Below are 25,454 nucleotides of genomic sequence, written 5' to 3'. Positions count from 1 at the left end.
TCTCCAGGTCAGTGAATAATATCTTCCAGCGTTGATAGCGAGACCACTTCCCGACGCGATACCAGCGCCCGTTCTCGATTTGCTGCCACCCCATGCAAACCGATTTTATGGACGTACGTTTCCCGAGTGGTGGCAGTGTCGCGCAGATCATGCACGTCTGCATTTTCCAGGTACAGGTAGTGCTGGTCCTGGCCGATCAGAGTTCCGGCGATCACATACAGACTGGAGAGGTCAACCACGACCGTTTTCCCAATTAGCTGTTGAATAAACTGAGAATCCTCACTCATTTTATTATCTGTCCTTATCAAGTAGTTGAGCTGACCTCATCGGGCTATGCTTCTATCTGGGTCTCCATTCTGACTGGTTCTCCGCTGAAATCAACCAGCGAAGTACAGGCGGCAATAAAGATTTCAGGCGTGGAACGTTCCACGAAGTCGTTACCGGGAAAGCCGGGTTGACCAGATTGACAAAATACAATATGAGAGAAAACACAGAATCCTCTCTCTACCTTCCGACAACTGTCCCCCCAAATTATAAATAATTCCAAGTCTTAATATATCAAATGCTTAGACTGTATTCAGTTAAGTCGTTGATGCTTGATCTTTTCTGTCTCACATTCGTGAAACGGTTCATTATGAAAAATTTCAGTACTCAATTAATGCCTGCGAAATTGCTCTATACGTGTCTGGTTTGCCTCGGTCTGTCAAATGCAGATTTGTCATTCGCCCAGGAACCTCTTCCGGCAACCGTTCGCTCTAAAACTTCACTACTGCTGATGAGAACTGGCCGCATGGTATCCGGTGAAATCAGTGAAAGTGCGGGCGGATATCTCGTCAAAAATCCGACCGGCAGCATGGTCGTTCCGTTTGACAGTGTGTTGTTCGAAGCGAAAGATCTGCATGAAATCTATTTGAAGCAGCGGGCGGCGATGAAATATCCGACAGCGAATTCGCATCTGGATCTGGCTCGCTGGTGCATTACCAATGAGCTTTATGAAGAGGCCAAAAGTGAATTGAGGGATGCGATTCGACTGGAACCGAAACGCTCGGAGCCACAATTGATGCTGCGTCGGCTGATGGGGGTCTCCGCGGAGAACCAGCCTACGGTCCAGGAAAAGATTCAGGAAACATTAATCAAGAAACAACTGGAAAGTTCCGATGAAGCGACATCGCTGACCGGAATCTCGCGCGAGCAGTCAGCATTATTTGTACGAAAGATTCAACCAATCATGCTGAATAAGTGCGGGAATGCCAATTGTCACGGGAATGCTGCGAAATCAGAGTTTCGTCTGACCCAGGTTACACGTCGTTATGGAAACCATCGTTTTTACGCCGAGAAAAATCTGGCAGAAGTACTCCAGTGGATCGACTTGGAAGACCCGCTACGAAGCCAGTTACTGGTTAAGTCCGATCAGGAACATCCGCAGCAGGGAATCGTTGTCTATACAGGTTATGCAGGACGAAAACAACAGCAGGTTATTCAGAAGTGGGTCGCTGATGTGGTTGCGGATCGTATCGAGCAGGACCAGATGCGTGCAGATCGTCTCACAAAGCGGGCGCAACGTCGAAGCGGACAGGCACGGGAAAATCTGCTGATTCAGGCTGCCGGAACAGCGCCGACAAACGAAATCCAGCAGGCTGACATGAAATTGGAACCGGCGGGGTTAAAAGGGGATATCTCACTGATCACCGGTTTCGAACCGAAAAAGCTCTCTGATCAGGAAATCAATGAACTGGTTCAAGAGAAACCTGCCGATCCGTTTGATCCGGAGTTGTTCAACAACGCCGCTGGTACAGAACAACCTTAATCTTGTCGCTGGGTATCATAAGCACCAGTTTTCAATAAGCTGTGCAAACTTTTGTGTTCCCAACTCCAGTTGTTCCAGTTCGATGAATTCGTCGTGCGTATGTGCCTGGCCAATGTCCCCTGGCCCGAAGACAACCATATTCTTCATCTCGGGAAACAGACTGCCATCCGTGCCGTACGAAACGGTCTTTGCCTTGTCTTTGCCCGCAATTTGCAGGACTTCATTGACAAAGGGTGAATTCGGGTCTGTATATACAGGGGTGCCACCACATTTGAACTGAAATTCGAGGCCACATTTTTCGGCTGCATTGCGCGCCCGCTCTACCAGTTCGTCGGGTTCCTGTCCTGGCATGGGCCGGAAGTAAACCGTACAGATACTTTGGGGTGGTGTGATATTGACGGCGGCCGTTTTGTCGTTGATACCGATGTTCCAGCCGTTGGTAGGGGGATCGAACTCCTCATTCTGCCAACGGGGGTCGGTCATGCATTCGTCATACAGTTTTTTCATCTCGACGAGAAACGGAATCATCGCGAGATTGGCATTCACGCCAGTACTCAGGCTGGAGTGAGCAGCACGACCATGTGAGATCGCTTGGAAGCCGTATGTTCCTTTATGGGCGTAAACCACTTCCAGGCGTGTCGGTTCTCCGATAATCCCATGTGTTTCACCAGCCACCATTTCCTGGTACATGGTAGATTTTTCTGCAACGTTCCGGGCACCGTGGTAGCCGACTTCTTCATCGGCGGTACAGGTAATGTAAAGCGGATGTTTCAAATCGCGCTCGACATACTGCTTCGCGGCGGCGAGCATACAGGCAATGGACCCTTTCATGTCACAACTGCCACGACCGTAGAGTTTGTCATCAATCTGTGTGGGAGTGAAGGGGCTGAACTCATCCGTGAACCAGGGATCAGCGGGAACAACGTCAGTATGCGCAAAATAGGCCATGCCCCCCTGCCCCGATCCGCGGCGGCCAATAATATTGGCTTTACGAATTCCCTTGGCGTCGTTGTATTCCAGTCGCTCAATCGCGAACCCCAGATTTTTTAAGACCGCTTCAACGTAATCGCTGACAGCCAGGTTCGACAAACAACTGGTGGACTCAAAAGCTACGAGCTCTCTGGTATAGTTCAATGCATCCATGGATATTTCCGTGCTATTATATTGTTATGACTTCAGGTGCCGCTGGAACTGGGACAGGCTCTTCTCCCACATGGTGGGGGAGAGCACATGTCCGGATCCCTCTTCAATATAATAAGTAAAGTTTGTTTCTGCATTCATGGCAGCATAGTTGTTTGCAATTATTTTGACACCGCAGCGAACTTCGTCGATCGGGCTGCCTCCGTCGAGTTCGCCAAAATTCAGATGCAACGGCCGAGGTGCGATCAGAGCGGCGATGTCAGGCGTGTCCCCGTATTCGTAGATGCCCGGAATAAAATTGGGGAAACAGTGCAACATGTGTTCTCGATGAATGCCTTTGTAAGTAGGCAGACAGCAGTTGCCGACCAGGCATTTGATGCGCGATTCCCAGGGGCCAACCAGCCAGGTATGTGTGGATCCCATGGAGTGTCCGTAGCAGCCGATTTTCTCGTCGATGACTTCGGCACGGCTCTGCAGAAAGTCGATAGCCCGTTTCATGTCCAGAATATTTTTCCAGGCCATACATTTGCCGGCAACGATATACTGCAGGAATTCGAAGCGTTCGTAGCGACCGTCTTTGAGTTTGCCTGTTGGATCCTGTCGTTCTTCAAAACAGAGGGCATCGGGACAGAGGACGACGAAACCCTCTTTCGCCAGGGCGGCTCCGGTATGATGCATCGGGTTGCCGGCCAGGCCCGCCGGTTCGCTTTTTCCCAGATGGTACTGCCCGGCATGCTGGTGCCAGACCGCGACAGCGGGGGCCGGATGCGCGGGCGAGACCATATCGGGAATCAGCAACATGGCGGGAATCGAATCTCCGGGCTCGGCTTCGTAGGTCAGCGATTCAATCCGGTAACCATCCTTCTGGATTGTATCGCGGTGTTTGACATTCAAGTCCGGCGGCGCAGGCCATTCACCGCCCAGGCCTGCTAACAGTTTCTGTTGAAATTCGGCGGGAGGCATGGGATGTGCTCCTGGTAAAAGAGAATAATAATTTCTATTGGTATGCTTTTATTTATACCTTTTCTGGTAACCGGGATAAAGCATATAGCCAGCAATCAAGGTGGGATCTCGATTTCATGTTACTTTTCGTTCTACTGTGAAATCCATTTGGAGGTCCAGCCGCGTTTTTACTACAATAGAGCGTCTTCTGTTGGAATTCGTATGAGCAAACGGGAGAACCATAGTGACAGGAAGACTCAACAATGCTACGTAATCTTATGACGGGAGCTTTGTGGCTGACGCTGGGCTTTTCGCATCTGTCGGCTGAAGAGCAGGCTGTGGTTCAGGAATCACCAAACAATCATGCGCTGAGTCTGGAGACTCCCGAGAATCCGAATGGTAATACCAATGTCATCAGTGATCTGGAATTCTCGCCTGACAGCAAAATGTTAGCGGTGGCCTATGGCAGGTTTCAAGCATTACTGCAGAAACCCGATCCGGGTCTGGTGATTGTTTGGGATGTCGCCAGCGGAAAACGGTTGGCAACGTTAAACAACTATAAAGATGGTGTCAGTAGTATTTCTTTTTCTGCTAACGGTAAACTTCTGGCCACAGGCAGTTATGATGGCACTGTGCAACTCTGGCGCGTCTCTGATTGGTCACGTCAAGCACTGATTAAAGTGGTTTCGGGGCCAGTTACGGTACTCGCTTTCTCTCCTGACAGCACAAGTATTGCAGTCGGAACCACGGTGCGGGAAGAAGATCCCATGAAACCAAATCTTCATCTATATCAGGTTGCTACGGGAGGGGAAATGAAAAGTCTGCGGTGTCCTGCTAATGATGTGGCCGGTGTGCAGTTTTCTCCCGATGGAAAGTCCTTGGTTTGTGCAGGGATGAGTGGAGTCGTTCAAGTCTGGAACGTTCAGGCTGGCAGCAGTCGCACGATTCTCCAGACAGATGACCTGATGTTGTTCGCTATGACACTCTCGCACGATGGTCGACAGATTGCAGCGGGGGGAAGTCCATTTCAATATAAACACAAAAAATGGCAGATTCAGATCTGGGATACAGACTCAGGGAAATTGAAGCAAAAGAAAACTGAGGCAGGAGGTATGCTCAGTTCTGTCCGCTTTTCTCCAGATGACCGCTGGTTGATAATCGCTTCACTCGAAAGTCGAGTGAAGCTGTGGAATCTATCGACCGGTCAATTCATTGATCTTTCCCAGCCTGGGGGTGATGTAGCTGTTTCCCCTGATGGAAAGTTGCTCGCCCTGGCTGTCAAAAACAAGGTGACATTACTGGAATTCGAGAAGCTGATCGAGAAGAAGTAAAAGGTATATTACTTTTTCAACGATTCCACCACTTTCGCAGCGAGCTTCTTTACGTCTTCAGGTTCAGAAAGATCGTTAAAGCTCTGTACGGTGACAGCCTGTTCCATGTGGCCGGCGTTTTCCAGACCGACGGTCAGGTCCTGCAGGACATCGGAATACTCGCCTGTCTCTGCGATTTTCTGGAGAGTGGGGATTAGCTGGTTCTGGGTCAGGCCGGGGCTGACTTCGGGAGCAGCAGTCGAACTGCTTTCACAACCAACCAGGGTGAGAGTCAAAAATAGGATTACGAAATATTTCATTGTGCCTGCAGTCTGTATTGATAAAAAGGTTGAAGCAGATGGTGCGCCGTCTCTGCTGGACGACGCACTCTGACCAATAGTGGAAGTGTAGTGGTAAACCTAAGGCAGTTCGACTACGTTGCCGTCTGCGATATATCCAAGATTCCCATACGTGGCGAGGTCCATATTTTCGCTGAGAAAGCGAACCGCTCCATCGCCGAGCAGGAAGTGGCAGCCTCCGGTGTGTGAACTGGTGAAGTTCCAGGAACCGGCTGCGCCGTTAATGCCATAGTAGGCACTCGTGGGAGAAGTGATGGCGTTCTGTGTGTAATAAGCGCCATCTGAGTAATTACCAATCCAGATCGTACCGTTCTTGGTGCCTTCGGTCCCCCGCTCTCCAATGATGATTGTGTTACTCAATCCATCCCGATAATCACGGAACATGACATTGGAGTTATCATAAAAAGAACCGGTCGGTTTTGCGCTGGCGGTACTGCGGTATGTGTTGCCAGCGACTCCCGTGTAGTTAGATTTCCCATAGCCTCCCACATCGGTATTGATACCGCCCATGGGATCAGAGGGACAGATGTAGGCACTTAGTTTCACCTTGGAATAAGGAACCGGAACGCTGGCAGTACCTGTGGTGATTTCCGGGATGGTTGTCCAGTTGTTGTTAAAACCACCCACAGAGCCAATGGAATCGTAGAGTGCTGACTGCTCTACATAAGGCAAAATGAATGTGCCCCACCCCAGAAGATTACGATTGCTGGAATTGGCCAGGGGATCGTCGTCCAGATAACCGGGAGGCAGTGTGTTATGCACGTCATTGTAGTTGTGCATGGCGATACCAATCTGTTTCAAATTGTTCTTACAGGAGCTGCGGCGGGCGGCTTCCCGTGCCTGTTGTACTGCCGGTAGCAGTAACGCGATCAAAATGGCGATGATGGCGATAACCACCAGCAGTTCAATCAGGGTAAATCCTTTAGTTCTTCGTTGACGTTGCAGCACGTGAAAATCTCCTTAGAGAAAAAACAGCGGTCGGGTGAAACTGTGTGTATGTTTTCGTGGCGTGTATGGCTTCAAATGCCATTCAGCTAGCCGGAGGTAGGGAAATCCATTTCTGATGATCAATTTGATCAGGAAGGTAAAACAGTAGTGATTTAGTTGAGAGAGTATTTATCATGCTTGTTTAAAAATTAGATGGTCGATGTGTGAAGAGTTCGAGAAGAGCCTGCTACAGACAAAATTAGTGTCTTAAATCACAGTCAGAAAAGTTTTGATGAACTTTGCAGAAATCAAATGTAAGATGCTGCAGGTCGTCACCCGAACAGGTAGGATGCGGATTAAGTCAGGTGGACAGAATTATAAAAAAGGATTTGATCCAGTTGACTCCAAGCTGCGTTATGAAAATACAGCCGACGAACTCTTGTGCTTCTACTGATGAGATACCAGGATGACGATAAAAATCAGCTGCGGAATTTGCGGAAGGAACTACAGGGTTCAAGATGCAGCAGCCGGAAAAAAACTCCGCTGTAAAGAGTGCGGAGAAACCATCCGAATTCCCGAACCGGAAGAAGATTTCGGTGATGGCGATGATTTTTCAAAACTGCTCGATGACGCCGTCGAAGAGGAGGCGCAAGCGAAATCAATTCGACGCCACGTACGCAAGCCGATGGTTAAGGCGGAAAAGTATGACGGCGATGAAGATGGACCGGTCACCACTAAAAAGGAAAATAACTACACGCAGGATCTGGTTCAGACTTTTCTGTTTCTGCTTGACCCCGGCAACCTGTTTACCTTCGTCCTCATCAGCATGCTGCTCTTTGCCAAAGATATCATTTTGCCCTTCGCCGCAATATTGGGCTTGATTGGTCGACTGATCATCCTGGGCTGGTACAGCAATTATCGCTTCAGCGTCATCTACGAATCGGCGACGGGACGCAAGGAGCTTCCCGAATTAAGTCCCGAAGAAGGCTTCTTCTTTCCGATGCTGCAATGGATTGCCACCTGGTTCATGGTGCATTTACCAGCGATGCTTTTTCTGGCATATGCCGTCAACTTCGAAGGATTTCTGCTGATGAAAATCTTGATGGTCGGCGTCGATCACGAAGCACTGGCTGATTTACTGACGGGAGGACAGATAGCGATTCTGATTTCTCTGTATAGTGCGGGACTGTTTTTCTGGCCGATTCTGGCGCTCTGTGTGGCGGTAGGCGGCTTTGAAACAGTGCTCCGGATCGATCTGATGCTGCTCACGATTCTTAAATCATTCGCCGCTTATTTCTTTACCGCCGGCGCGATGTTCGTTACTGCGGTCGTCTATTTCTTTACTGCTTATATAGCTGGCGAGCACGGTATTGTAGTCGTCATTTTCATGATACCGGTCTTGCTTTACCTGGAAATTGTCGCGCTGCGAATGATTGGCCTGTATTACCATCACTTCAAAACACGCTTCGCCTGGCATTGGGGTTAATGACCTGATGCCGCAAATTATTTTTCGTGCACCGTGTTGACGACATGATCGAAGGCGGGACGCATTTGATCGAAGATCCCCGGATCACACAGGCAGACCAGGTTGAACTGTACGCGGCCCGTCAGCAGTGTCACGCGGTAGCCTTTCTGTTTCCCACCCAGCAGACTTTTCGTGGTAAAGATCGACTGGCAGGCATCACCCATTTTGGTTTTGAGTAATGTGTAGTTCCCCTGCTCTTCATAGTTGGAATAATCATCCTCAAATTTCCGTTTCATCAATCGGTGAATGTCAACCACAGGGGGTTCGATGTCTTCAGCATCACCCCCCTGGTTCATCGCTAATCCAGCGCTTCCCAGAGCAGAGCCGGCCATGTTGCCGCGAATCGAAATCGTGACCCCTTCATCCGGAGAAATGAATTTCGCCCAGCTCTGTACCCCTCCCTGGCCGCCTCCGTTTTCCACTTTCCAGCCTGCGGGGTACTCAGCACCAATATCGCCAACTTCAGGTGAGAATTTTGCGAATTTTTGCGGCACATCTACATTTTTGGCGGCTGCCTGTCCGGCACTGAGCGAACTGCTCTTTGTAATCACAAAGTACCCCAGCCCACCTGTGATCAACAGACCCAGCACACAGCCACCAATTAAAAGTGGCAATGGTAAATTTGCTTCCGATTTCTTTTTTGCTTTTTCAGGATTTTCACTCGCTGATTGAGTGCTTTTTTTAGACCCTGATTTTCCTTTGCGTTTGCGAGCACGACGGGCGCGTTCCATGGCTGAATTATCGAAGTCACCAAAGTCGTCTTCAAATTCATCAGAAGTGGGCTTCGGCTTTTTTTTGCTGTCGGCCTTTAATACAAACGGTGTCTCACACGATTTGCATCTCACTTTTCTACCGAGCAGATCAGGACTTTTGAGTTTTAATTTATTCTGGCAATGTGGACAGGTTACTGTTACTCCGGGCATCACCTACGTCTCCTTTTAGCGAACGCAGTCTGTTTTCTGAAGAATCGTTTGGATTGCAAATTTAGTCTGAGCTTAAAATACACCGTTTTGCTAAATGTATATCCACTACAAAGCTGACGAATACTATAAATAGAAATTCGAAGCCTGAAATGCAAGATCCGTCTGAAAACTCTCACAGGAAATTCATAGAGGAAACAGCAAAATAAACGAACAAACCCGGACCAGCCTGCGCTCTTACTTACAACAAAGCCCGTTGATGTGAGTGCCTGTTTCTGGCGCGACGACACTCAATCAGGGGGCTTTGTTGTTAGTTGATGCATCTCAACTCAATCTCAAAATCTGCAATGGCACTGGTTCACATGAGAACGATTTCTGGTCATAATCGAATGCATGCCGCCATCTGAGAATTGTGACTGGTTTTGAGTAGATACAGATGATTGAGAGATTCCCCCAATGGCTGCTATGCCTGCTGCTTTTGATGGTAGCTGGTCTGTTTAATACGAATGAGGTCTCTGCTGCTGAGCCTACTTTTAGCTTCGGGTTTGCCAGAATGGAGATCACTCCGGAGACCCCGCTTCGACTTTCCGGTTATGGAAATCGCGCTGTCGTGTATGCAGGTGTTGACGAGCCCCTGTTCGTTCGCGCGATCGCCATCAAAACACCAGGGCAGAAAATCTGCTCACTGGTTTCGCTGGACTCGATTGGTTTTGACGCTGGTTTTACAGACCGCATTACTCAAGAGGTCAAGCAGAAGTATGGTCTGAATCGCGATCAACTGGTTATCTGCAGCACACATTCGCATACTGCCCCGCAACCCGTCGAAGGACTTTCCAATATATTTGCCACACTCATGACCGAGGCGCAACGCGGCGACTCACAAAAATACTGGAACAGCGTGGAGCAACGAATTGTTCAGACGATTGGGCGGGCGATTGAAGATTTGCAGCCGGGAACCATGTCAATGACGACGGGTAAAGTCGGTTTTGCACAGAACCGACGTGTATTGAAAAATGGAAAATGGACCGGGTTCGGCGTGAATCCGGATGGTCCAGTGGATCACAGTTTACCGGTGCTTACCGTGACCGACTCAACGGGCAAACTACGTGGCTTGCTCTTCAACTATGCCTGTCACTGCACGACATTTGGTAGTGATTACAATCGACTGAATGGAGACTGGGCCGGCTACGCTGCGACATACATTGAGGAACAACAGGGAGACATCGTCGCGATCTGCACGATCGGTTGTGGAGCCGACCAGAATCCCGTGCGCGGCAAAAAAGATGTTGCGAAAGATCTGGCAATCGGTCACGGTCGGGCGATCGCAGTCGAAGTCGCACGTCTTCTTAAACAACCAATGCAACCGATCACTGCGGAGATGAAAACGGCGTATGGCGTCGCAAATTTGCCATTTGATGCGCCTTCGGAACTGGAATTGAAACAGGCTTTGAAGAGTGCACGCCCACAGGTCCAACGACATGCCGAACAAATGCTGGCTGTTTACCAACAGCAGGGAGAGCTTCCGCAATCGTACCCTGCTCCGGTTCAAGTCTGGAAATTCGGTCGGCAACTCACAATGATCTTTCTGGGAGGGGAAGTAGTCGTTGACTATGCATTGCGGCTCAAGAAAGAACTCAACAGTGAAGCGGTCTGGGTGACTGCGTATGCCAACGATATTTTTGGCTATGTGGCTTCCGAGCGGATGCGGGCTGAGGGTGGTTATGAATACGACTTCTCAATGATATATTACAATCAGCCGGGCCCTTGGGACAAAGGCACTGAAGAAATTCTGATCCGCCGGATTCATGAATTGGTAAAGCAGGCGGAATAAGATTCCTCCCCCTTGTTTGCTGAAGTTACTTGCGTTCGGCCTGCACACAACCTGAACTGAATAGGCTGTTTTTGATCGATCTCGGCGCGGATGTGAATATTTTTTCAATTCCAGTACCGCATTCAGTGTTGTAAGTATTGAGAATGAAAGCACTTTCCCGTTAAAATCCAGCACCTTTCCACAGGCCCATAACTGCGAACATGATTCACACGAATGGGGTCTATCAGGAAACTTAAGCGCCCGTAGCTCAGCTGGATAGAGCAACGGACTTCTAATCCGTAGGTCGCTGGTTCGAATCCAGCCGGGCGTATTTTTTCTACTATCTTCGCTATAGAGAGTACCATCTCTGATCGCCTGATGGTTGGATGTTTCTGGTCAGTGTCACCGGAAACGTCATTAGGCTTCGCCACGGTGTCCCAGACCGCTTCATCTACCTTTTCCGCATCATGCCCTGATGGTCTCTTCTAAGGCGGAGACATTCAATATCTCGAACATATACACGGCTGCGTCTCCAGCGGCATTTGGATCAGGCAGAATCTTGTCAGAGACGCTGTGCTCAACCGCATCACATTTAATCATAGTGTCTCTCAATCTATTATATTCGTTCCACATGGCCTTGGAGACGCTACAGTAAAACTGGATCCAGTCTAAAATGTGAGACACGCAAATTGGAAGGGACGATATTGAGGATGACGAGCGATTTCGCACTGCTATAGATATCAAGGTACACCCTGATTGGAAATTATGAGAATTCTGCCTAGATATATTAACAAGTGTTGATGCGAAGTGCCGGTTCAGATATATTAGTGATTGTAGATGTGTTGTTGTCCCCTTACCGGCAATGATTGCTGACTCCGCATCTATCCCACCACAATCACCAGGGAAAGGATCAGGAATGTCTCGACAAATTGCAGAATTTTGCGATGGCATCTCACGACGGTCTTTTGTGAAAGCTGGTTTGACCGGCTTCATCGGTCTCTCTCTCCCCGAGATACTTCGCCTCAAAGCGCATGCTGCTGAACGAGGAAGTTCAAAGCAGGATACGGCCATCATTTTTCTGGAACTGGCTGGTGGGCCGGCTCAGCATGAAACTTATGACCCCAAACCGACTGCCCCTTCCGACTATCGTGGTCCACTCAATCCTGTCAGCACAGCAGTCCCTGGTGTGCAGTTCAGCGAGTTCATGAAAGAACAGGCGCGGGTGCTCGACAAAATGGCCATTATCCGTTCGATTCATCACGATTCAGGCAGCCATGGCACGAGCAGTCATCTGACCCAAACTGGTTATTACCTGCGGGATCGTCAGAATAGGGAAAACGAAATGCCGAGTATCGGATGTATTACATCCAGAGTGCGCGGCAGTAATACAGACGGAATTCCGGCGTATGTCTCTTTGCCACGCGATATGCGTTTTGGTCGTGCCGCCTGGTTGGGTAAGGGGTACAACCCCTTCATCACCGCGCGCGATGCGGATGCTAAAAATTTCGAAGTTCCCAATCTCACCTTGTTAGGCGGATTGACTGCAGCGCGGATGCGGGATCGTAAGGCTTTGCTGGCCAACTTTGATGCCACACGCAAAATTATTGATAATAACGGTGTCGGAGATGCGCTCGATCAATATACTCAAGAAGCCTTCGAGATGGTAGCGGGTGACACGGCACGTAATGCGTTCGATCTCTCCCAGGAAGATCAGAAAACACGTGATCGCTACGGAAGAAATGCTTTTGGCCAGAACATTTTGCTCGCGCGCCGATTAGTGGAGCATGGGGTGACCGTGGCTTCCGTACGCGTGACCGGTCCGAGTTGGGACGATCATCGCGATCTGGTCAAACGCATGAGGGAAAAGGGGGTTCCTTATGACCGTGCGTTTGCTGCTCTCGTGGAAGACCTGCATGAACGAGGGCTCTATAAAAAAGTAATGGTGGTAGCCATGGGCGAATTTGGCCGCACTCCGAAATTCAATCGGAACGCCGGTCGCGACCATTGGGGACGCGTGATGAGCGTTGCTTTGGCGGGAGGCGGAATCAAAACCGGCCAGGTGATTGGCGCTTCTGATGATCAGGGTGGTGCACCGGTAGATGCCCCCTATCGTCCCGAAAACGTGCTGGCGATGCTGTATCGCCATCTGGGCATCGATTCTGCTGCAACGTTTCTGGATCATAGCGGCAGGCCCCGGTATATTCTTGAGCGTCGAGAATTGATTTCCGAATTGATCTGAAACGTGGTTTTATCAGGTCCGTTCGGTTTCTGAGACATCAAGCGTTTCCTCGCGCAAACTTTCTTTCTTGCCCGCTTTTCTGAATGGTCTGCTTTTTCTGGCGGAGGGGAAGCGAAAGGCTAGCTTCTGCTTCTGTTCGTAACTAAACTGGGAGTATCAGTAAATTATTCACACCGATGCTCTTCGCTCTTTTTTACGGATTACGCTCGAACAATGAAACATATTTTGCTCACCTTTGCAGACTCTTCCCTGAAATCCGCTTGCTGGACTGTTGCTCTGTGTCTTTCGCTCTTTGTTACCAGTTTTGCCAGTGCGGCGCCGCTGGTTTATGAAGGGACTGAAGGGCCAGGTAAAGGAACGCATATCGTTTTTCTCGCAGGCGATCATGAATATCGCTCCGAGGAATCGCTGCCGGAACTGGCCCGCATCCTGGCAAAGCATCACGGTTTTAAATGCACTGTATTGTTTAATATCGATCCGAAAACCGGCGAAATTGTGGCGGGCAACTCAAATATGCCGGGCATGGAGGCGCTTAAAACGGCTGATCTCGCGGTCGTGTTTCTGCGATTCCAGAATTTCCCCAAAGAACAGATGCAGCATTTTGTTGATTACCTCGAACGGGGTGGTCCGGTGGTGGGGCTACGGACTTCGACGCATGCATTCAATATGCCTGCGACTGCTCCCTTTTCGGAATATTCCTACAACAGCAAAGACAAGGACTACGAGCTGGGGTTTGGTCATCAAGTACTGGGGCAGACATGGGTGGGGCATTACGGAACTAATCATAAGCAGAGCACTCGCATCAAAGTCATTGACGATAAGAAGAATCACCCCATTTTGCGGGGTGTAAAAAATATCTGGGTACAGGCGGGCGGCTATGTGGGCAAGCCGACGGATGGTGAAGTGCTGACGATGGCGCAACCTTTGAACGGTATGAAGCAGGATTCTCCTGCCGACGAGACAAAGCCGCCTATGCCTTCGGAATGGACGCGGACTTATACATCTCCTTCGGGAAAGAAGGGACGCGTTTTTACGACGCTTTATGGGACGCCTGAAGATCTGTTGAATGAAGGCTACCGCCGGATGCTGGTCAACGCGTGTTTCTGGGCACTGGGAATGGAAGACGCAATTAAAGCGGACGCCAATGTTGCCTTCGTCGGGCCGTTCAAACCGAACACATTTGGCAATGGAACTTACGCGCGAGGGATCAAACCGGAAATGTATGCCGGCTTCAAAAGTCCGATTCCTGCCAACAGCAATACAAAAAAGCCAGAAGCAAAACACAAGGGGCATCATCAATCCCCTAAGAAAAATGGTAAGGCTGGGAAAAAGCAGTCAAAGAAACCAACGGCGGGACTAGTGACTGGAAAGCCTGCGCGGTTTGTGCGCATCGAACTTCCGGGCGACAAACGCATCCTCACGCTGGCGGAAATCGAAGTAATCAGCGGTGGAAAAAATATTGCGAAAGACGGCAAGGCTTCGCAATCGAGTACCATGGGGTCCGCAGTTGCCGCCAAGGCGCTGGATGGCAATAAAAGTTCGGACTGGGGTAAAGGGGGGCAGACACATACTGCCAATGCCGGCACAAAAAATCCCTGGTGGGAAGTCGATCTCGGTCGGGCCGTCGACGTTGAAAAAGTTGGTATCTGGAACCGAAATGGATTCGAAGGCCGCCTGGAGGATTTTACACTGACGTTGCTGGATGAGAATCGAAAAGAGGTATTCCGCATCACGAAGGTATCTGCTCCTTTTGCCATGGAGATCGATGTCAAGAAACGTGGAAAGCTGGAATATCTGACCTTCAATGGAAAGCCCGGTGTCCCTTATAAGTCAACTTCCAAGTCAGTCGGTTCGGAATCACCCAGCCAGGCTGAGGATCCTACACTGGTTGATGTGCCGGCCGGTTATCGTGATCCCCTGCCCTTTGCTTTTCATCAGGGGGATGTCGTTGCCATTCTGGGAAATGGGCTGCCTGATCGGATGCAGCATGATGGATGGCTGGAAACGCTTTTGCAGAGTGAACTGCAGGGGAAGGAAGTTCGTTTTCGTAATATGAGTGCAAGCGGCGATCGTGTCGATTCATTCCCGCGCAGCAAAGGTGCCGCCACGATCACGGAAAATCTGCGGCATGTGAAAGCGGACGTCGTGTTTGCGTTCTTCGGCTTTAATGAATCTTTCGAAGGCGTAAAGCAGGCTGACGCGTATCAGAGAAAACTCGTGGACTTTGTCAAAAAGACCCGTGGTTCCAAGGCGAACGGGAAATCATTTCCCCGAATTGTATTATTCAGTCCCATTGCGCATGAAAACACTGGAAGCAAAAATGTGCCTGATGGCAAGGCACACAACGTTCAACTTGCCGCCTACACCAAGGCAACCGCAGCGGCTGCCAGAGAGGCGGGAGTGGCGTACGTAGACCTGTTCCACCCCAGTCTGCAGATGTTCAAAGAGTCAAGCACGCCTTTGACGATCAACGGTGTGCATCTGACTGCGGAAGGTAACAGACAGCTGGCTGAAATTATTTCATCGGCACTGTCCGGGCACCAGGTGACCGCATCACAAACGATGGAGCCATTGCGGTCGGCTGTACTGGATAAGGCATACAAGTGGAATAACCGCTATCGCGCTCGCGATGGTAACGATGTATGGGGTGGCCGCTCCATTCTCAAATTTACTAACGATCAGACTAATGCCGTTGTCCTGCAGCACGAACTTTCGATGCTGGATGTGATGACGATGAATCGTGATGCCCAAATCTGGGCGGTTGCGAAAGGTGAGGATTTCAAAGTTGACGACAGCAACGTTCCGAAACCGGTAGAGGTGATTTCGAATGTAGGTGGAGGCAGCAAGAGTTCCAGTGCGGTGAAAGAAGGGAACCTGAATTACATCAGTGGTGAGGAAGGCATCAAACATATGGCACTCGCTGACGGGTTTGAGGTCAGCCTGTTCGCCGATGAAAAGCAATTCCCCGAACTGGTCAACCCGGTGCAAATGCAGTTCGACACTAAAGGTCGCTTGTGGGCGGCAGTCTGGCCAACGTATCCCAAGTGGGAACCGTTGAAAGAGATGGACGATGCGTTGATCATTTTGCATGATGATAACAATGATGGCAAAGCGGATCGTGTGACCGAGTTTGCTCGTATTCAAAATCCGCTGGGTTTTGAGTTCTGGAATGGCGGCGTTCTGGTCGCTTCCGCGCCGGAAATTGTATTTCTTAAAGATACTGATGGCGACGACGTGGCTGATGTCCGCACTGTTTTGTTGCAGGGGCTCGATTCTTCCGATACTCATCACGCCGCGAACAACCTGATCTATGGACCTGATGGTGCCATTTACTGGCAGAGCGGTGTATTCATGGTGCATAACCACGAGCATCCATGGGGACCTTCTCTTCAGGCTAGTGAATCGGCCATGTATCGATTCGATCCTCGGCGGTTTACTATTTCGATGCATGCGGTCAATTCACCGAACCCGCATGGCATCTCATTTGACTACTGGGGGTATCATTACGCAACGGATGGTACTGGTGGCCGTGCCTATCAGGTTCGCCCGGATAAAGCCGGGTTCAAAATGCACGAATTGCTCAAGAAAGAAGTGCGACCTGTGACAGCCAGCGAAGTGGTCAGCAGTGCCCACTTCCCGGAGTCCATGCAAGGCGACTTCCTGATCTGTAACGTGATCGGCTTTCTGGGCATCAAGCATTATGACCTGGCGCGTGACGGCGAAAAGGGTACCGTGTGGGGCGAGCCTGCGGGTGACGATTTGACTGTCACTAGGCTCAATGCCGACGGCTCTGAAACGGAGGACAAATCAAAAGGTCTGATGATGAGCGGAGACAAGAATTTCCGTCCTGCCGATGCGATATTTGCTCCTGATGGCTCACTGTATTTCTGTGACTGGCACAACGTGATTATCGGCCATATGCAGCATAATGTTCGCGATCCTAACCGAGACCATCAACACGGCCGCATTTACAGAATGATTGCCACGGGGCGTCCCCTGCAGGAACCGGTCGCCATTGATGGCCAGCCGATTGCTGCGTTGCTGGACAATCTGAAGTCGCCCATCGATGGCATACGCCACCGGACCCGCGTCGAATTGAGTGAACGCGATTCAGATGCGGTGATCGCTGCTGCGAAAGAATGGGTCAAACAATTTGATCCGAATAAAAAAGAAGATGCACATCACCTGCTCGAGGCACTCTGGCTGCACCAGCAACATAACGATCGAAATCTGGAATTACTGGGGGTACTTTTAAAGTCACCCGAGCCACACGCCCGGATTGCTGCGAATACGGTGAAGCATTTATGGTTCAACGTTGAAAGCACGATGCGTGGCGGTGTGATTGCGGAAACTGAGGAAGCGGCGACACAGAAATCAGGTATTCTCAGCGATACGCCTGAACTCACAACCATTCGCGTCGGTACTGTTCGCGAGCGGATGCGATATGATGTCACGAAACTTACTGTGAAACCGGGTAAGAAAGTGAAACTCACCTTTGCCAATCCGGATTATATGCCTCACAACATCATGCTGGTCAATCCTGGTAAAGCCGATGAAGTGGGCCTGGCAGCGATTGCCCTGGGGGCCAGCGGGTTTTCGGTTGGTTTTGTTCCGGAGAGTGAAGAAATTCTCTGGGCCAGCAATCTCGTTGATCATGGTCAGGAGCAGGTAATTGAGTTCGTTGCTCCGACTAAAGAAGGTGCATATCCTTACATTTGCTCTTTTCCCGGCCACCATCTACTGATGCGTGGAACGATGTACGTGACCAACGATCTGAATGAATTTCTTGCTAAAAATCCGGAACAGGTCACTAAGATTACTGAGTGGAAATTAGCCGATCTGGAATCGGACCTGAAGCGAGTGGGACAACATCGAAACTTTACGAGGGGACAGCAGATATTTACCAAACTTGCTTGTGCCCAGTGTCACAAATTGACTAAGGACAGCGTCACTCTCGGCAAAAATCTTTCCATCGGTCCCAATCTTGATGAAGTGGTCAAGAAGCATAAGAACGACTCCAAAGCAATTCTGGCGGAGATTCTGGAGCCCTCCCGTAAGATTGAGGATAAGTACAAAACGGTACTGCTCCTGCTGGAAGACGGACGAAGTCTTAATGGGAATATTGTCTCTGAAGATAAGACTTCAATGACCATTGTAACAGGGCCGCCCCAGGTGAAGGAGCAGAAGGTCATGAAGAGTTCTATCGAATTTCAACGTAACTCCCCCGTCTCCATCATGCCGGCTGCCTTGCTCAATACGTTGGACAAAGAAGAAATTCTCGATCTGCTTGCATACGTGCTCTCAGGGGGGAATGCTAAAGACGCTGCCTTCCATCATCATCATTAAACACAAACAGTGTTTCAGTATGAAATTGATTACAAGTGGCGTCGTGAATATGAGGGCTACTGATAGATAAGTTATCAGTAGCCCGTTATTCAATCACTTCGTCCCACTTGATCCGTTAATCGTCATCAATTTCGGGTGAGTCGCCAACTCCTGCAGGACCTGCATATCGATAGGTTTCACGAAGTACTCATCACAGCCGTGTTCTCGTGCCTGGTTACGGTGTTGATCATCACTGTGCCCGGTTAATGCTACGATGAGCGTTGAGTTCTTTTGATCAAGTCTGCGGAGTTCTTGAGCCACCTCCAGGCCACTCATGTCTGGCAGCATCAGATCCAATACGACAATTTCCGGGGTGGTTTCCTGAAACATTCTGATCGCAGTCGCACCATTGGGGGCCACCTGTGGCTCGTGGCCCAGTTTTTCAAACAGGAGTGATATCATACGGGCTATGCCAGCCGTATCTTCAATGATTAGCACTCGACGGGAGGGAATGTTCTGGGAAGACAACGCCATCGAGTCGGATTCCGCAAAAGTGTAGTTCTCCTCTGGTTCCAGTGCGGGCAGTCTGACGGAGAATACTGAGCCCCGATCTGCACCTTCACTGTCGGCCGAGACACTTCCCTGGTGGAGTTCGACCAATTGTTTCACCAGACTGAGTCCTAAGCCGAGTCCCCCTTTTGAATGCAGCTTCGAGCGTTGCTCCTGGGTGAAAGTGGTAAATACATCCTGCAGTAATTCGGGATCGATTCCAAATCCATTGTCGCAGACCTCGATCACGGCGGCATCCCTGTCCTGTTTTGTGTTAAGCCAGATCGTGCCTTTATTGTCTGTATATTTTGAGGCATTTGTTAACAGATTCGCGAAAACCTGTGTCAGCCGAATTTCATCACCTTCAAGGAAGATCGGTGTATCAGGCAGTTCCAGCTTCAAGTCTTGCTGCTTCTCCCGAATGAATGGATTGACGGTTTCGATGGCTCGATTCAGAACGTCCGCCAAGTCGAGTATTTCTTTCTTCAGTTCAATTTTCCCATGCGCTATCCGGGATGCATCCAGCAAATCATTGATCAGGTGTTTCATTTGATGAAGTTGACGCTGCATGGTCTCGCGAGACTCTCGAATGAGAGCCGGGCTCAGGTCATCCATCTGCAGCAGTCCCACAGCCAGTTCCATCGGTGCCAGCGGGCCTCTTAATTCATGGGCCAGCATGGCAAGGAATTCATCCTTGCGACGGTCGGCCAGCTGTAAGGCTTGAGCCTTCTCCTCGTTTGCTTTGTTTAACGCAGCCAGTTCGACATTTGCTTTGTTAAGCTTGCGCTGCAAAGTGATCAGGCTGTTGTTCAACCTGCTGAGATCATCGTCCGACTGATGGAGTCCTGTGGGAACCCGGGCATCCAGTTGAGGAGTCGCTGGCGAGGCAGACTGGCTCTCTGCCTGACTTCGGGACTGGATCAGCCGATTGGCCACGCGGATTGCGGCTTTTCCGTCCAGGGCATTGGCGTCGGCCCCGACACGTTTCCAGAGATAAGGATCAATATTAAAAGGGTAGCCTCCTGCAAGAATCTTCACCTGTTCGCATCCCGGGTGGGACCGCACAATGTCGATGACATCAGCCAAAGCGAATAAATGCTGCGTCATCGTACAGGAAATGGCGAGAATTTGTGACCCGCTGGAAGCGAGTGTCTCTGCAATGCTTTCTGGTGGTACGTTCGCTCCCAGATAAATGGTATTCCAACCGTTCACTTCGAAGAGGTCAGCGACGATCCGCAGACCGACTTCATGCAATTCATCGCCGACGCAGGTTGCAACGAGTGTCTGGTTAGCGGAGGTGGTTGTCAGAAACCAGGGCTGAAGCTGTGACATTACAAACTGTGTTGCGGCGGTACAATAATGTTCCTGTGCCACGGAGATTTGTCCCGTTTGCCATAATCGCCCCAGTTCGTGTTGCGCAGGCTGAATGACATCCAGATAGATCGACTCAATTTCCACCCCTGCTTCGATGGATTTCAGCACCATGTTTAAAGCATCGTTGCGACGAGTATCGAGCAGCGCTACCAGATAATTACGCTGGAGTTGTGCCTGGGGAAGACTGGCATGCACGGAGGGCTCAACCCGACTCTCGGCCAGAAGTGAATCCCTGGCTGTGTCTATGTAATGTTGTACGACCCCTGCAACTTCCTGAGGAAACTCTGCTTCAACGATGCAGACCAGTTCATCCAGAAAATGAGAGATCTCACAAAAATAGGGGGAGACAGATTCGGGAAGCCGGGTTACCCATTGTACATAATCATTCAGCAGAACCGGGCTTTGGAATTCAATACAGGCAGCGAGAATATGAATGTGGGTCTCAGACTGTTCAAGTCTGGTAACAGGAGCGATCTCCTTATTCAAAGAAGACGAGGATTCCAAATGCGAGCAAATGGTTTCCGCGATATTTCGTCGCCCCTCTCTGAGCATGTGAGCAGAGATACGGGCTGTGTCAGTCACGCACAGATCTCCGTCTAAAAACAGTTGAAAATCACATCTCAGTACTTTGTACAGTTTATGGGGTTTTATTGCAGAATTCAATAAGCCATTCGAAAATAAGACTTATGATGTGTATGAGAGGGACTCTTTCAGGATGATTTCATCAGATGAGAAGACCCCGGTAAATGAAACATGCCCAGCGTATAACACCTGTTTTTTTCTATGCGGGGGAGCATCTGGAAACCAACCGCGGCAATTTGTCAGCCGATGATTTACAGATCCAGCTGAAAGCGAACACCGGCGACGAAAGCGTCGGGGTAGATGCCTGAGGGGCTGTTGAAGTATTGGAGATCGGGCTGGATGGTCAGATTGTCATTCACGATTGCTTTGTAGAAGACTTCCACCATCAGTTCCTCATTCGTGCCTGAGTTCTGTAATTCGACCCAGCCGAGGCCTGCTCCGGCGATGTCTTTGTCGCGACCGTTGATCAGACCTGTATATGTGAGACCCGCCAGGACATCTTTGGGTATCTGGGGGAAAGGTGAGTTGCCGTTGCTCTCGGTCGGAAAGTGCTGGGCGAAGACGGTCAGTCCCTGGGGGTTTTCATCATTGCTGCCCGGTTCCCGAAACAACATTTGCTCGATCTGAAAGTAATAGCCGAAGGCGCTGGGGATGGCACCTGCAGGGATTGCGCCGGGTGTTTCATAGGTGACACCTGCGGTGAAGATGCCGGGGAGTTGCCTGAACGGGGTTGAGTATCGGTATTCGAATTCGCCAATAAAGAGTGCGGAACCATTATTTGAAAAGATGCCGGCTTCATTACTGCGGTAAGCATCCCAGATCCCCCCCCTGATGCTGAGGTCGTTCGAGAGGTCTGTCATCATGATTACCGCCGGGCTGGGAGCGGGAAACGAGGGGAGCCCGGCTGAGGGAGACAAGCCAAATGCCGAGTTTATAAAATCGCTGGCGGTATCCATGGTGACAAATTCAGAACTGAGATCCTGCCTGCCGACGCGCATGGTGATCCCGGTTTCGTAGAGATCGACTTCCCACCAGAGTTCGCTGAACTGGGTGATGTTATCGAGCGAGTCAATGTTACTGATGATCTGCGTCGCGCCGACATTCTGTTCCAGCCCCCGGCCATGGGTATTCTGAAAGAGTAAATTAACGCGTCCCGGGAGAGCGGCTTGCATTTTCTCAAGATCGAATGAGAAGGCAAGGTCGAGCAGTCCTTCATAGTGGGTTGAGTTCTTTGTAGTGATTCCTCCGTGTGCGTTGGTGAAGACTTCACCGTAGTAGACGGGTTTAAAGGAGATGCCGTTATCAGCATCCAGTACAGAATCGAGGAAACTCTGATCTGGTATACCTGCTGATTCACTTGCGGGGACGCAACCCATTGACGCGGCCTCTGCTACCACAGTATCAACCGCGCATTCCTGCCCGACTGACTGGTAGGCAGGGAGCGCCACCAGCAGGAAATTGAATAAAATAAAGATCTTAAGCCGCACAGTCACGCTCCCCGATCGCGCAACACCTTCGATGTCAGAATAAAATTACAGAGTTATGTATTCTCTTATATTCGGCATATTTGGCAGTCTTTATCCAGATTGGTTGTCTGGCTGGACTGGGTTGAGTTTTCCGGTGCCCTTTGGGGAGTCTCGTAATCGGTGTGAACCGATATGATGTGGTCGCGCGGATCAACACATAAGGCGCTGCTCCCTACTTGGTAAGGTGTTTTCGCAGAAATTTTTCGACGAGCTGCATGCGTTCGGCGTCGAAGAACTCCGGGCCGCCGTGTGCGCCGTCATGAATGACTTTGAAGGTGACGTCGCGCTGGTGTTGTACGTATTTGGCTTGCAGTTCGTGTGACTGGTTGATGGGGACTTGCGGGTCCTGGTCGCCGTGAATCATGAGCAGTGGCGGGGCTTTGTCATCAACGTGAAAGACCGGGCTGGCCAGACGGGCGAGGTCGGGTTTTTTCTCCGGTCGATCGCCGAGCAAGAGTTTCAGTGCAGGAATACGGACGCTTAAGCCGTGCGGTGTGGACTGGGGGAGAATCGTCAGAAAGTTGGTTGGGCCGAAATAATCGACAATGGCCTGTACGCTGGATGATTCATTGTCGAAGTCGCCGAGATCTCCTTCTAGCTGCTGGTTTCCATTGGTGACACCCATTAAGGCAACGAGATGGCCGCCTGCGGAAGAACCGAGGATACCGATCTTGTCTGCATTGTATCCATATTTCTCGGCAGAGCCCCGCAGGAAGCGGATTGCGGCTTTGATATCGTGTATCTGGGCAGGGAACTTCGCGACGGGTGAGAGGCGGTAATCGACGCTGGCGACGGCGAAGCCGTGTTGAACCAGTTCGCTGAGTGGCATATTGTTTTTGGAGCCAGCCCGCCAGGCACCGCCATGAATCCAGACCAGAAGAGGTGGTTGCTCTTTTGTTTTTGGCAGATAGAGATCGAGCAGGAGCCGATGATTGTCGGCAGTCGCGTACTCTATGTCATTGATCTGCTGATAGGGTTCCACAGCAAAACTCCTTTCCGGGAAAGACAGCAGTGACAGCAGCAGAAACAGTTTCAGCGAGTAGTGATATCTCATTGAAGTCTCTTTCGGTTCGCAGACGAGAACGGGATAAATAGTCTATTAATTGTAGCCCCCTGCTCTTGCAAATGACACCGGACCGCCAATGGGACGCGCCGAATATTTACTGAACTGGGAAAACCTGAAAGAGATAAATCAGCAGCAACACGCCGCGCGCGGTCCAGGCGATGGTGCGGACCCAGTTGGAGATCACAAGTCCCCGGAGATGGCGCGGTGAAAAGCGGGCGCCGAGCACATGATGCCGGGGAACCTGCAGGAGGGCTGTGGAGAGCCAGACGACAAACAGCAGTCCGACGCCGGTCCAGGTGAAAGCGGGACCCATGCCGGGGGGAGGCCAGTAGACGATGGCGACGGTGGTGGCGGCTTCCGTCAGCATCATTGGTCCGACAGCGAAAGAAGTGCGCCATTGATGAGCCTGCTGGTAGCGGGTGAAGCGGGCACGGCCGACCAATGCGAATAACGGGTAATGGACGATCTGAACAAACCAGATCAGGCCTACCATGTAGAAGGTGGAAACCAGTTGCAGCAGGAACAGGGTTTTCACGATAGCAGATGCCCCGGTTAAGGATCTAGAATTTACGCACTGGATGGATCATTAATTATCTGGATTAGTGTCTTCTGACTGTTCCATTCGAATTAGAACTTCATTCCGACGAAACGGACCTGGTGTCCAGGGGGGATCATAGCCGGCGGATTCGAGGTTGCCTGACTGGTTGAATCCTTTTTGTTTCATCCAGTCACGTAATTTCTGTTCGGCTTTGGCGGTGGTGTCCTGGTTCATCCGCCCGCTGAAGCGATAGACGGCAAACCGCCCCCCCTCGCGTTGCTGGATGCGGACATTCTCCCCCGTGGGTACCGGTATTCCCTGAGCTGCGGTCTGTTGGGGGATCACAAATGACATCTGTCTGTCAGAGGGTTTATTCTCGGGATCCATGAATACGGGGGTGGTCATGGAGACTTTCTGTTCCTGCTGATTCGCGCCATCGATGTACCGGAACAATCGCATGAAGCGGCCATCCTGGTTTGTGGGCTGTGCTTTGCTGTCTGTGGATACGAGCATCAGATCGGGGTATTCGCGTATTTCGAATGGTCCGGCTGCTTCAACGACCGTGTACCGGGCTGACTCGTATGCGTTTCGGGCTGTGAACTTCCAGGCAAAGTATAGAAGTATGCACAGTACCGTAGCGGTGCCAAGGTAGATCATCTTCTTTCCATTTACCCCAGGTTTTTGGTGCGATTCATGATTCATTTATGCGCAGCCGTTTTTGAACTACAAGAATTAAAAAATCTGTCTATAAAGACTTTAGTCAAAAGGCAGTGATTGGCAAATGTTATTTTTAATTGAAACCTCGTTTGCCGGATGATTTATTTAGGGAGCGGATTTCGATGAATGAGACAGACCAGAAGGTATTGCTGGTGAGTGGTCCCCTCCTGGCAGAGCGTCTTCCCGATGGCAGCCGCAGGTTATTACGTTTTCTCGAGGTAAAAGTGCGTGATGCAGAGATTGTGGTCCCCGCCGGTTTTGTTTCCGACTTTCGTTCTCTGCCCCGTGTGATCCAGATTCTGATTGACCCTGCCCGGGTTGATCTGGCGGGGGTAATTCATGACCGATTGTATGCGACAGGTCAATTCACGAGGTGTGAAACAGATACGATCTGGCGGTTGACCGCACGGGCTGGTGCAAGTCGTGCCAATCTGTTTCAGTCGTGGCTGGGTTGGTTGCTGATTCGGCTGGGGTCTCGATTTGCCTGGGATCGGGCACGGAAAAAGAGCCGCTTGGTGTGAACTCGCTAAGGATACCAACTGTCGGGTTCCATGCTGGCTGGGATGGTCAATTTGTCATACCCGGTCGATCAATGGTGATCCCGTTGCCAGGATCAAAGGGGGCCCTGTCTGGCAGGTCATACAGGCTTTCGGAACACTGGTGAAAACTCAATATTGTGGCATGTTGTTTGCGTGAAATTTCCTGTAAAAATCACGGTCGCAATAGAATGGGATGAATGATATGATGCGCGGTAATGGCCATCTGCTGACAAACGTGGATGAATCGCGCCCAACGATA

At 50.5% G+C, this 25,454-nt stretch carries 18 protein-coding genes and 1 tRNA gene; 8 read left to right on the top strand and 11 right to left on the bottom strand.

The window, feature by feature from the left end; all coding sequences use genetic code 11:
* Nucleotides 1-8: 8 nt before the first annotated feature.
* Nucleotides 9-287: a hypothetical protein gene (locus tag ACN0YH_RS04980; RefSeq protein ID WP_417378456.1), complete on the bottom strand. Its 279-nt coding sequence runs from the start codon at nucleotides 285-287 to the stop codon at nucleotides 9-11.
* A 347-nt stretch (nucleotides 288-634) separates the two neighbouring features.
* Between ACN0YH_RS04980 and ACN0YH_RS04975 the strand changes: the two genes are divergently transcribed.
* On the top strand, nucleotides 635-1,807 hold the full coding sequence (locus ACN0YH_RS04975; RefSeq protein WP_417378455.1) for a hypothetical protein: 1,173 nt from the start codon (nucleotides 635-637) through the stop codon (nucleotides 1,805-1,807).
* A 15-nt stretch (nucleotides 1,808-1,822) separates the two neighbouring features.
* Here the strand turns inward: ACN0YH_RS04975 and ACN0YH_RS04970 are convergent, their stop codons facing one another.
* Nucleotides 1,823-2,950: a M20 family metallopeptidase gene (locus tag ACN0YH_RS04970; RefSeq protein ID WP_417378454.1), complete on the bottom strand. Its 1,128-nt coding sequence runs from the start codon at nucleotides 2,948-2,950 to the stop codon at nucleotides 1,823-1,825.
* A gap of 24 nt (nucleotides 2,951-2,974) precedes the next feature.
* Nucleotides 2,975-3,910 carry a dienelactone hydrolase family protein gene (locus ACN0YH_RS04965; protein WP_417378453.1) on the bottom strand — a complete coding sequence of 312 codons (936 nt, stop codon included), beginning with the start codon at nucleotides 3,908-3,910 and terminating at the stop codon, nucleotides 2,975-2,977.
* Between the two features lie 242 nt (nucleotides 3,911-4,152).
* Here ACN0YH_RS04965 and ACN0YH_RS04960 point away from each other — a divergent pair, with 242 nt between their 5' ends.
* Nucleotides 4,153-5,220: a WD40 repeat domain-containing protein gene (locus tag ACN0YH_RS04960; protein WP_417378452.1), complete on the top strand. Its 1,068-nt coding sequence runs from the start codon at nucleotides 4,153-4,155 to the stop codon at nucleotides 5,218-5,220.
* An 8-nt stretch (nucleotides 5,221-5,228) separates the two neighbouring features.
* On the opposite strand, the gene ACN0YH_RS04955 is transcribed toward ACN0YH_RS04960, so the two are convergent.
* Nucleotides 5,229-5,519: a hypothetical protein gene (locus tag ACN0YH_RS04955; RefSeq protein WP_417378451.1), complete on the bottom strand. Its 291-nt coding sequence runs from the start codon at nucleotides 5,517-5,519 to the stop codon at nucleotides 5,229-5,231.
* A gap of 99 nt (nucleotides 5,520-5,618) precedes the next feature.
* On the bottom strand, nucleotides 5,619-6,506 hold the full coding sequence (locus ACN0YH_RS04950; protein ID WP_232103620.1) for a DUF1559 domain-containing protein: 888 nt from the start codon (nucleotides 6,504-6,506) through the stop codon (nucleotides 5,619-5,621).
* Nucleotides 6,507-6,951: 445 nt separating this feature from the next.
* On the opposite strand from ACN0YH_RS04950, the gene ACN0YH_RS04945 reads away from it, so the two are divergent.
* Nucleotides 6,952-7,971 carry a hypothetical protein gene (locus ACN0YH_RS04945; RefSeq protein ID WP_417378450.1) on the top strand — a complete coding sequence of 340 codons (1,020 nt, stop codon included), beginning with the start codon at nucleotides 6,952-6,954 and terminating at the stop codon, nucleotides 7,969-7,971.
* Between the two features lie 17 nt (nucleotides 7,972-7,988).
* Here the strand turns inward: ACN0YH_RS04945 and ACN0YH_RS04940 are convergent, their stop codons facing one another.
* A complete protein-coding gene (locus ACN0YH_RS04940) occupies nucleotides 7,989-8,933 on the bottom strand; it encodes a hypothetical protein (protein WP_417378449.1) in 945 nt (314 codons plus the stop codon).
* Nucleotides 8,934-9,366: 433 nt separating this feature from the next.
* Between ACN0YH_RS04940 and ACN0YH_RS04935 the strand changes: the two genes are divergently transcribed.
* The 4 genes from ACN0YH_RS04935 to ACN0YH_RS04920 all read left to right on the top strand — a co-directional run bounded on the left by ACN0YH_RS04935 (nucleotide 9,367) and on the right by ACN0YH_RS04920 (nucleotide 18,325).
* Complete coding sequence (locus tag ACN0YH_RS04935; protein ID WP_417378448.1) at nucleotides 9,367-10,761, top strand: neutral/alkaline non-lysosomal ceramidase N-terminal domain-containing protein; 1,395 nt, start codon at nucleotides 9,367-9,369, stop codon at nucleotides 10,759-10,761.
* A 236-nt stretch (nucleotides 10,762-10,997) separates the two neighbouring features.
* Nucleotides 10,998-11,071, top strand: a tRNA-Arg gene (locus ACN0YH_RS04930).
* Between the two features lie 585 nt (nucleotides 11,072-11,656).
* The gene (locus tag ACN0YH_RS04925) at nucleotides 11,657-12,979 is read left to right on the top strand and encodes a DUF1501 domain-containing protein (RefSeq protein WP_417378447.1); all 1,323 of its coding nucleotides are present in this window, start codon (nucleotides 11,657-11,659) and stop codon (nucleotides 12,977-12,979) included.
* A gap of 213 nt (nucleotides 12,980-13,192) precedes the next feature.
* Entirely contained in the window at nucleotides 13,193-18,325 is a 5,133-nt protein-coding gene (locus ACN0YH_RS04920; RefSeq protein WP_417378446.1) for a PVC-type heme-binding CxxCH protein, read from the top strand.
* Nucleotides 18,326-18,418: 93 nt separating this feature from the next.
* Here ACN0YH_RS04920 and ACN0YH_RS04915 read toward each other — a convergent pair whose 3' ends face one another.
* The 5 genes from ACN0YH_RS04915 to ACN0YH_RS04895 all read right to left on the bottom strand — a co-directional run bounded on the left by ACN0YH_RS04915 (nucleotide 18,419) and on the right by ACN0YH_RS04895 (nucleotide 24,596).
* A complete protein-coding gene (locus ACN0YH_RS04915; RefSeq protein WP_417378445.1) occupies nucleotides 18,419-20,809 on the bottom strand; it encodes an ATP-binding protein in 2,391 nt (796 codons plus the stop codon).
* Nucleotides 20,810-21,060: 251 nt separating this feature from the next.
* The gene (locus tag ACN0YH_RS04910) at nucleotides 21,061-22,296 is read right to left on the bottom strand and encodes a carbohydrate porin (RefSeq protein WP_417378444.1); all 1,236 of its coding nucleotides are present in this window, start codon (nucleotides 22,294-22,296) and stop codon (nucleotides 21,061-21,063) included.
* A 211-nt stretch (nucleotides 22,297-22,507) separates the two neighbouring features.
* Nucleotides 22,508-23,389: an alpha/beta hydrolase fold domain-containing protein gene (locus ACN0YH_RS04905; RefSeq protein ID WP_417378443.1), complete on the bottom strand. Its 882-nt coding sequence runs from the start codon at nucleotides 23,387-23,389 to the stop codon at nucleotides 22,508-22,510.
* 106 nt (nucleotides 23,390-23,495) lie between these two features.
* On the bottom strand, nucleotides 23,496-23,936 hold the full coding sequence (locus ACN0YH_RS04900; RefSeq protein ID WP_417378442.1) for a hypothetical protein: 441 nt from the start codon (nucleotides 23,934-23,936) through the stop codon (nucleotides 23,496-23,498).
* Between the two features lie 51 nt (nucleotides 23,937-23,987).
* Nucleotides 23,988-24,596: an SOUL family heme-binding protein gene (locus ACN0YH_RS04895; protein WP_417378441.1), complete on the bottom strand. Its 609-nt coding sequence runs from the start codon at nucleotides 24,594-24,596 to the stop codon at nucleotides 23,988-23,990.
* A gap of 182 nt (nucleotides 24,597-24,778) precedes the next feature.
* Here ACN0YH_RS04895 and ACN0YH_RS04890 point away from each other — a divergent pair, with 182 nt between their 5' ends.
* Nucleotides 24,779-25,177 carry a DUF1353 domain-containing protein gene (locus ACN0YH_RS04890; protein ID WP_417378440.1) on the top strand — a complete coding sequence of 133 codons (399 nt, stop codon included), beginning with the start codon at nucleotides 24,779-24,781 and terminating at the stop codon, nucleotides 25,175-25,177.
* Nucleotides 25,178-25,454 lie beyond the last annotated feature (277 nt).

This window comes from Gimesia sp. (assembly GCF_048262075.1).
Lineage (GTDB): Bacteria > Planctomycetota > Planctomycetia > Planctomycetales > Planctomycetaceae > Gimesia.
This window is presented reverse-complemented; position numbering and strand designations above follow the sequence as displayed.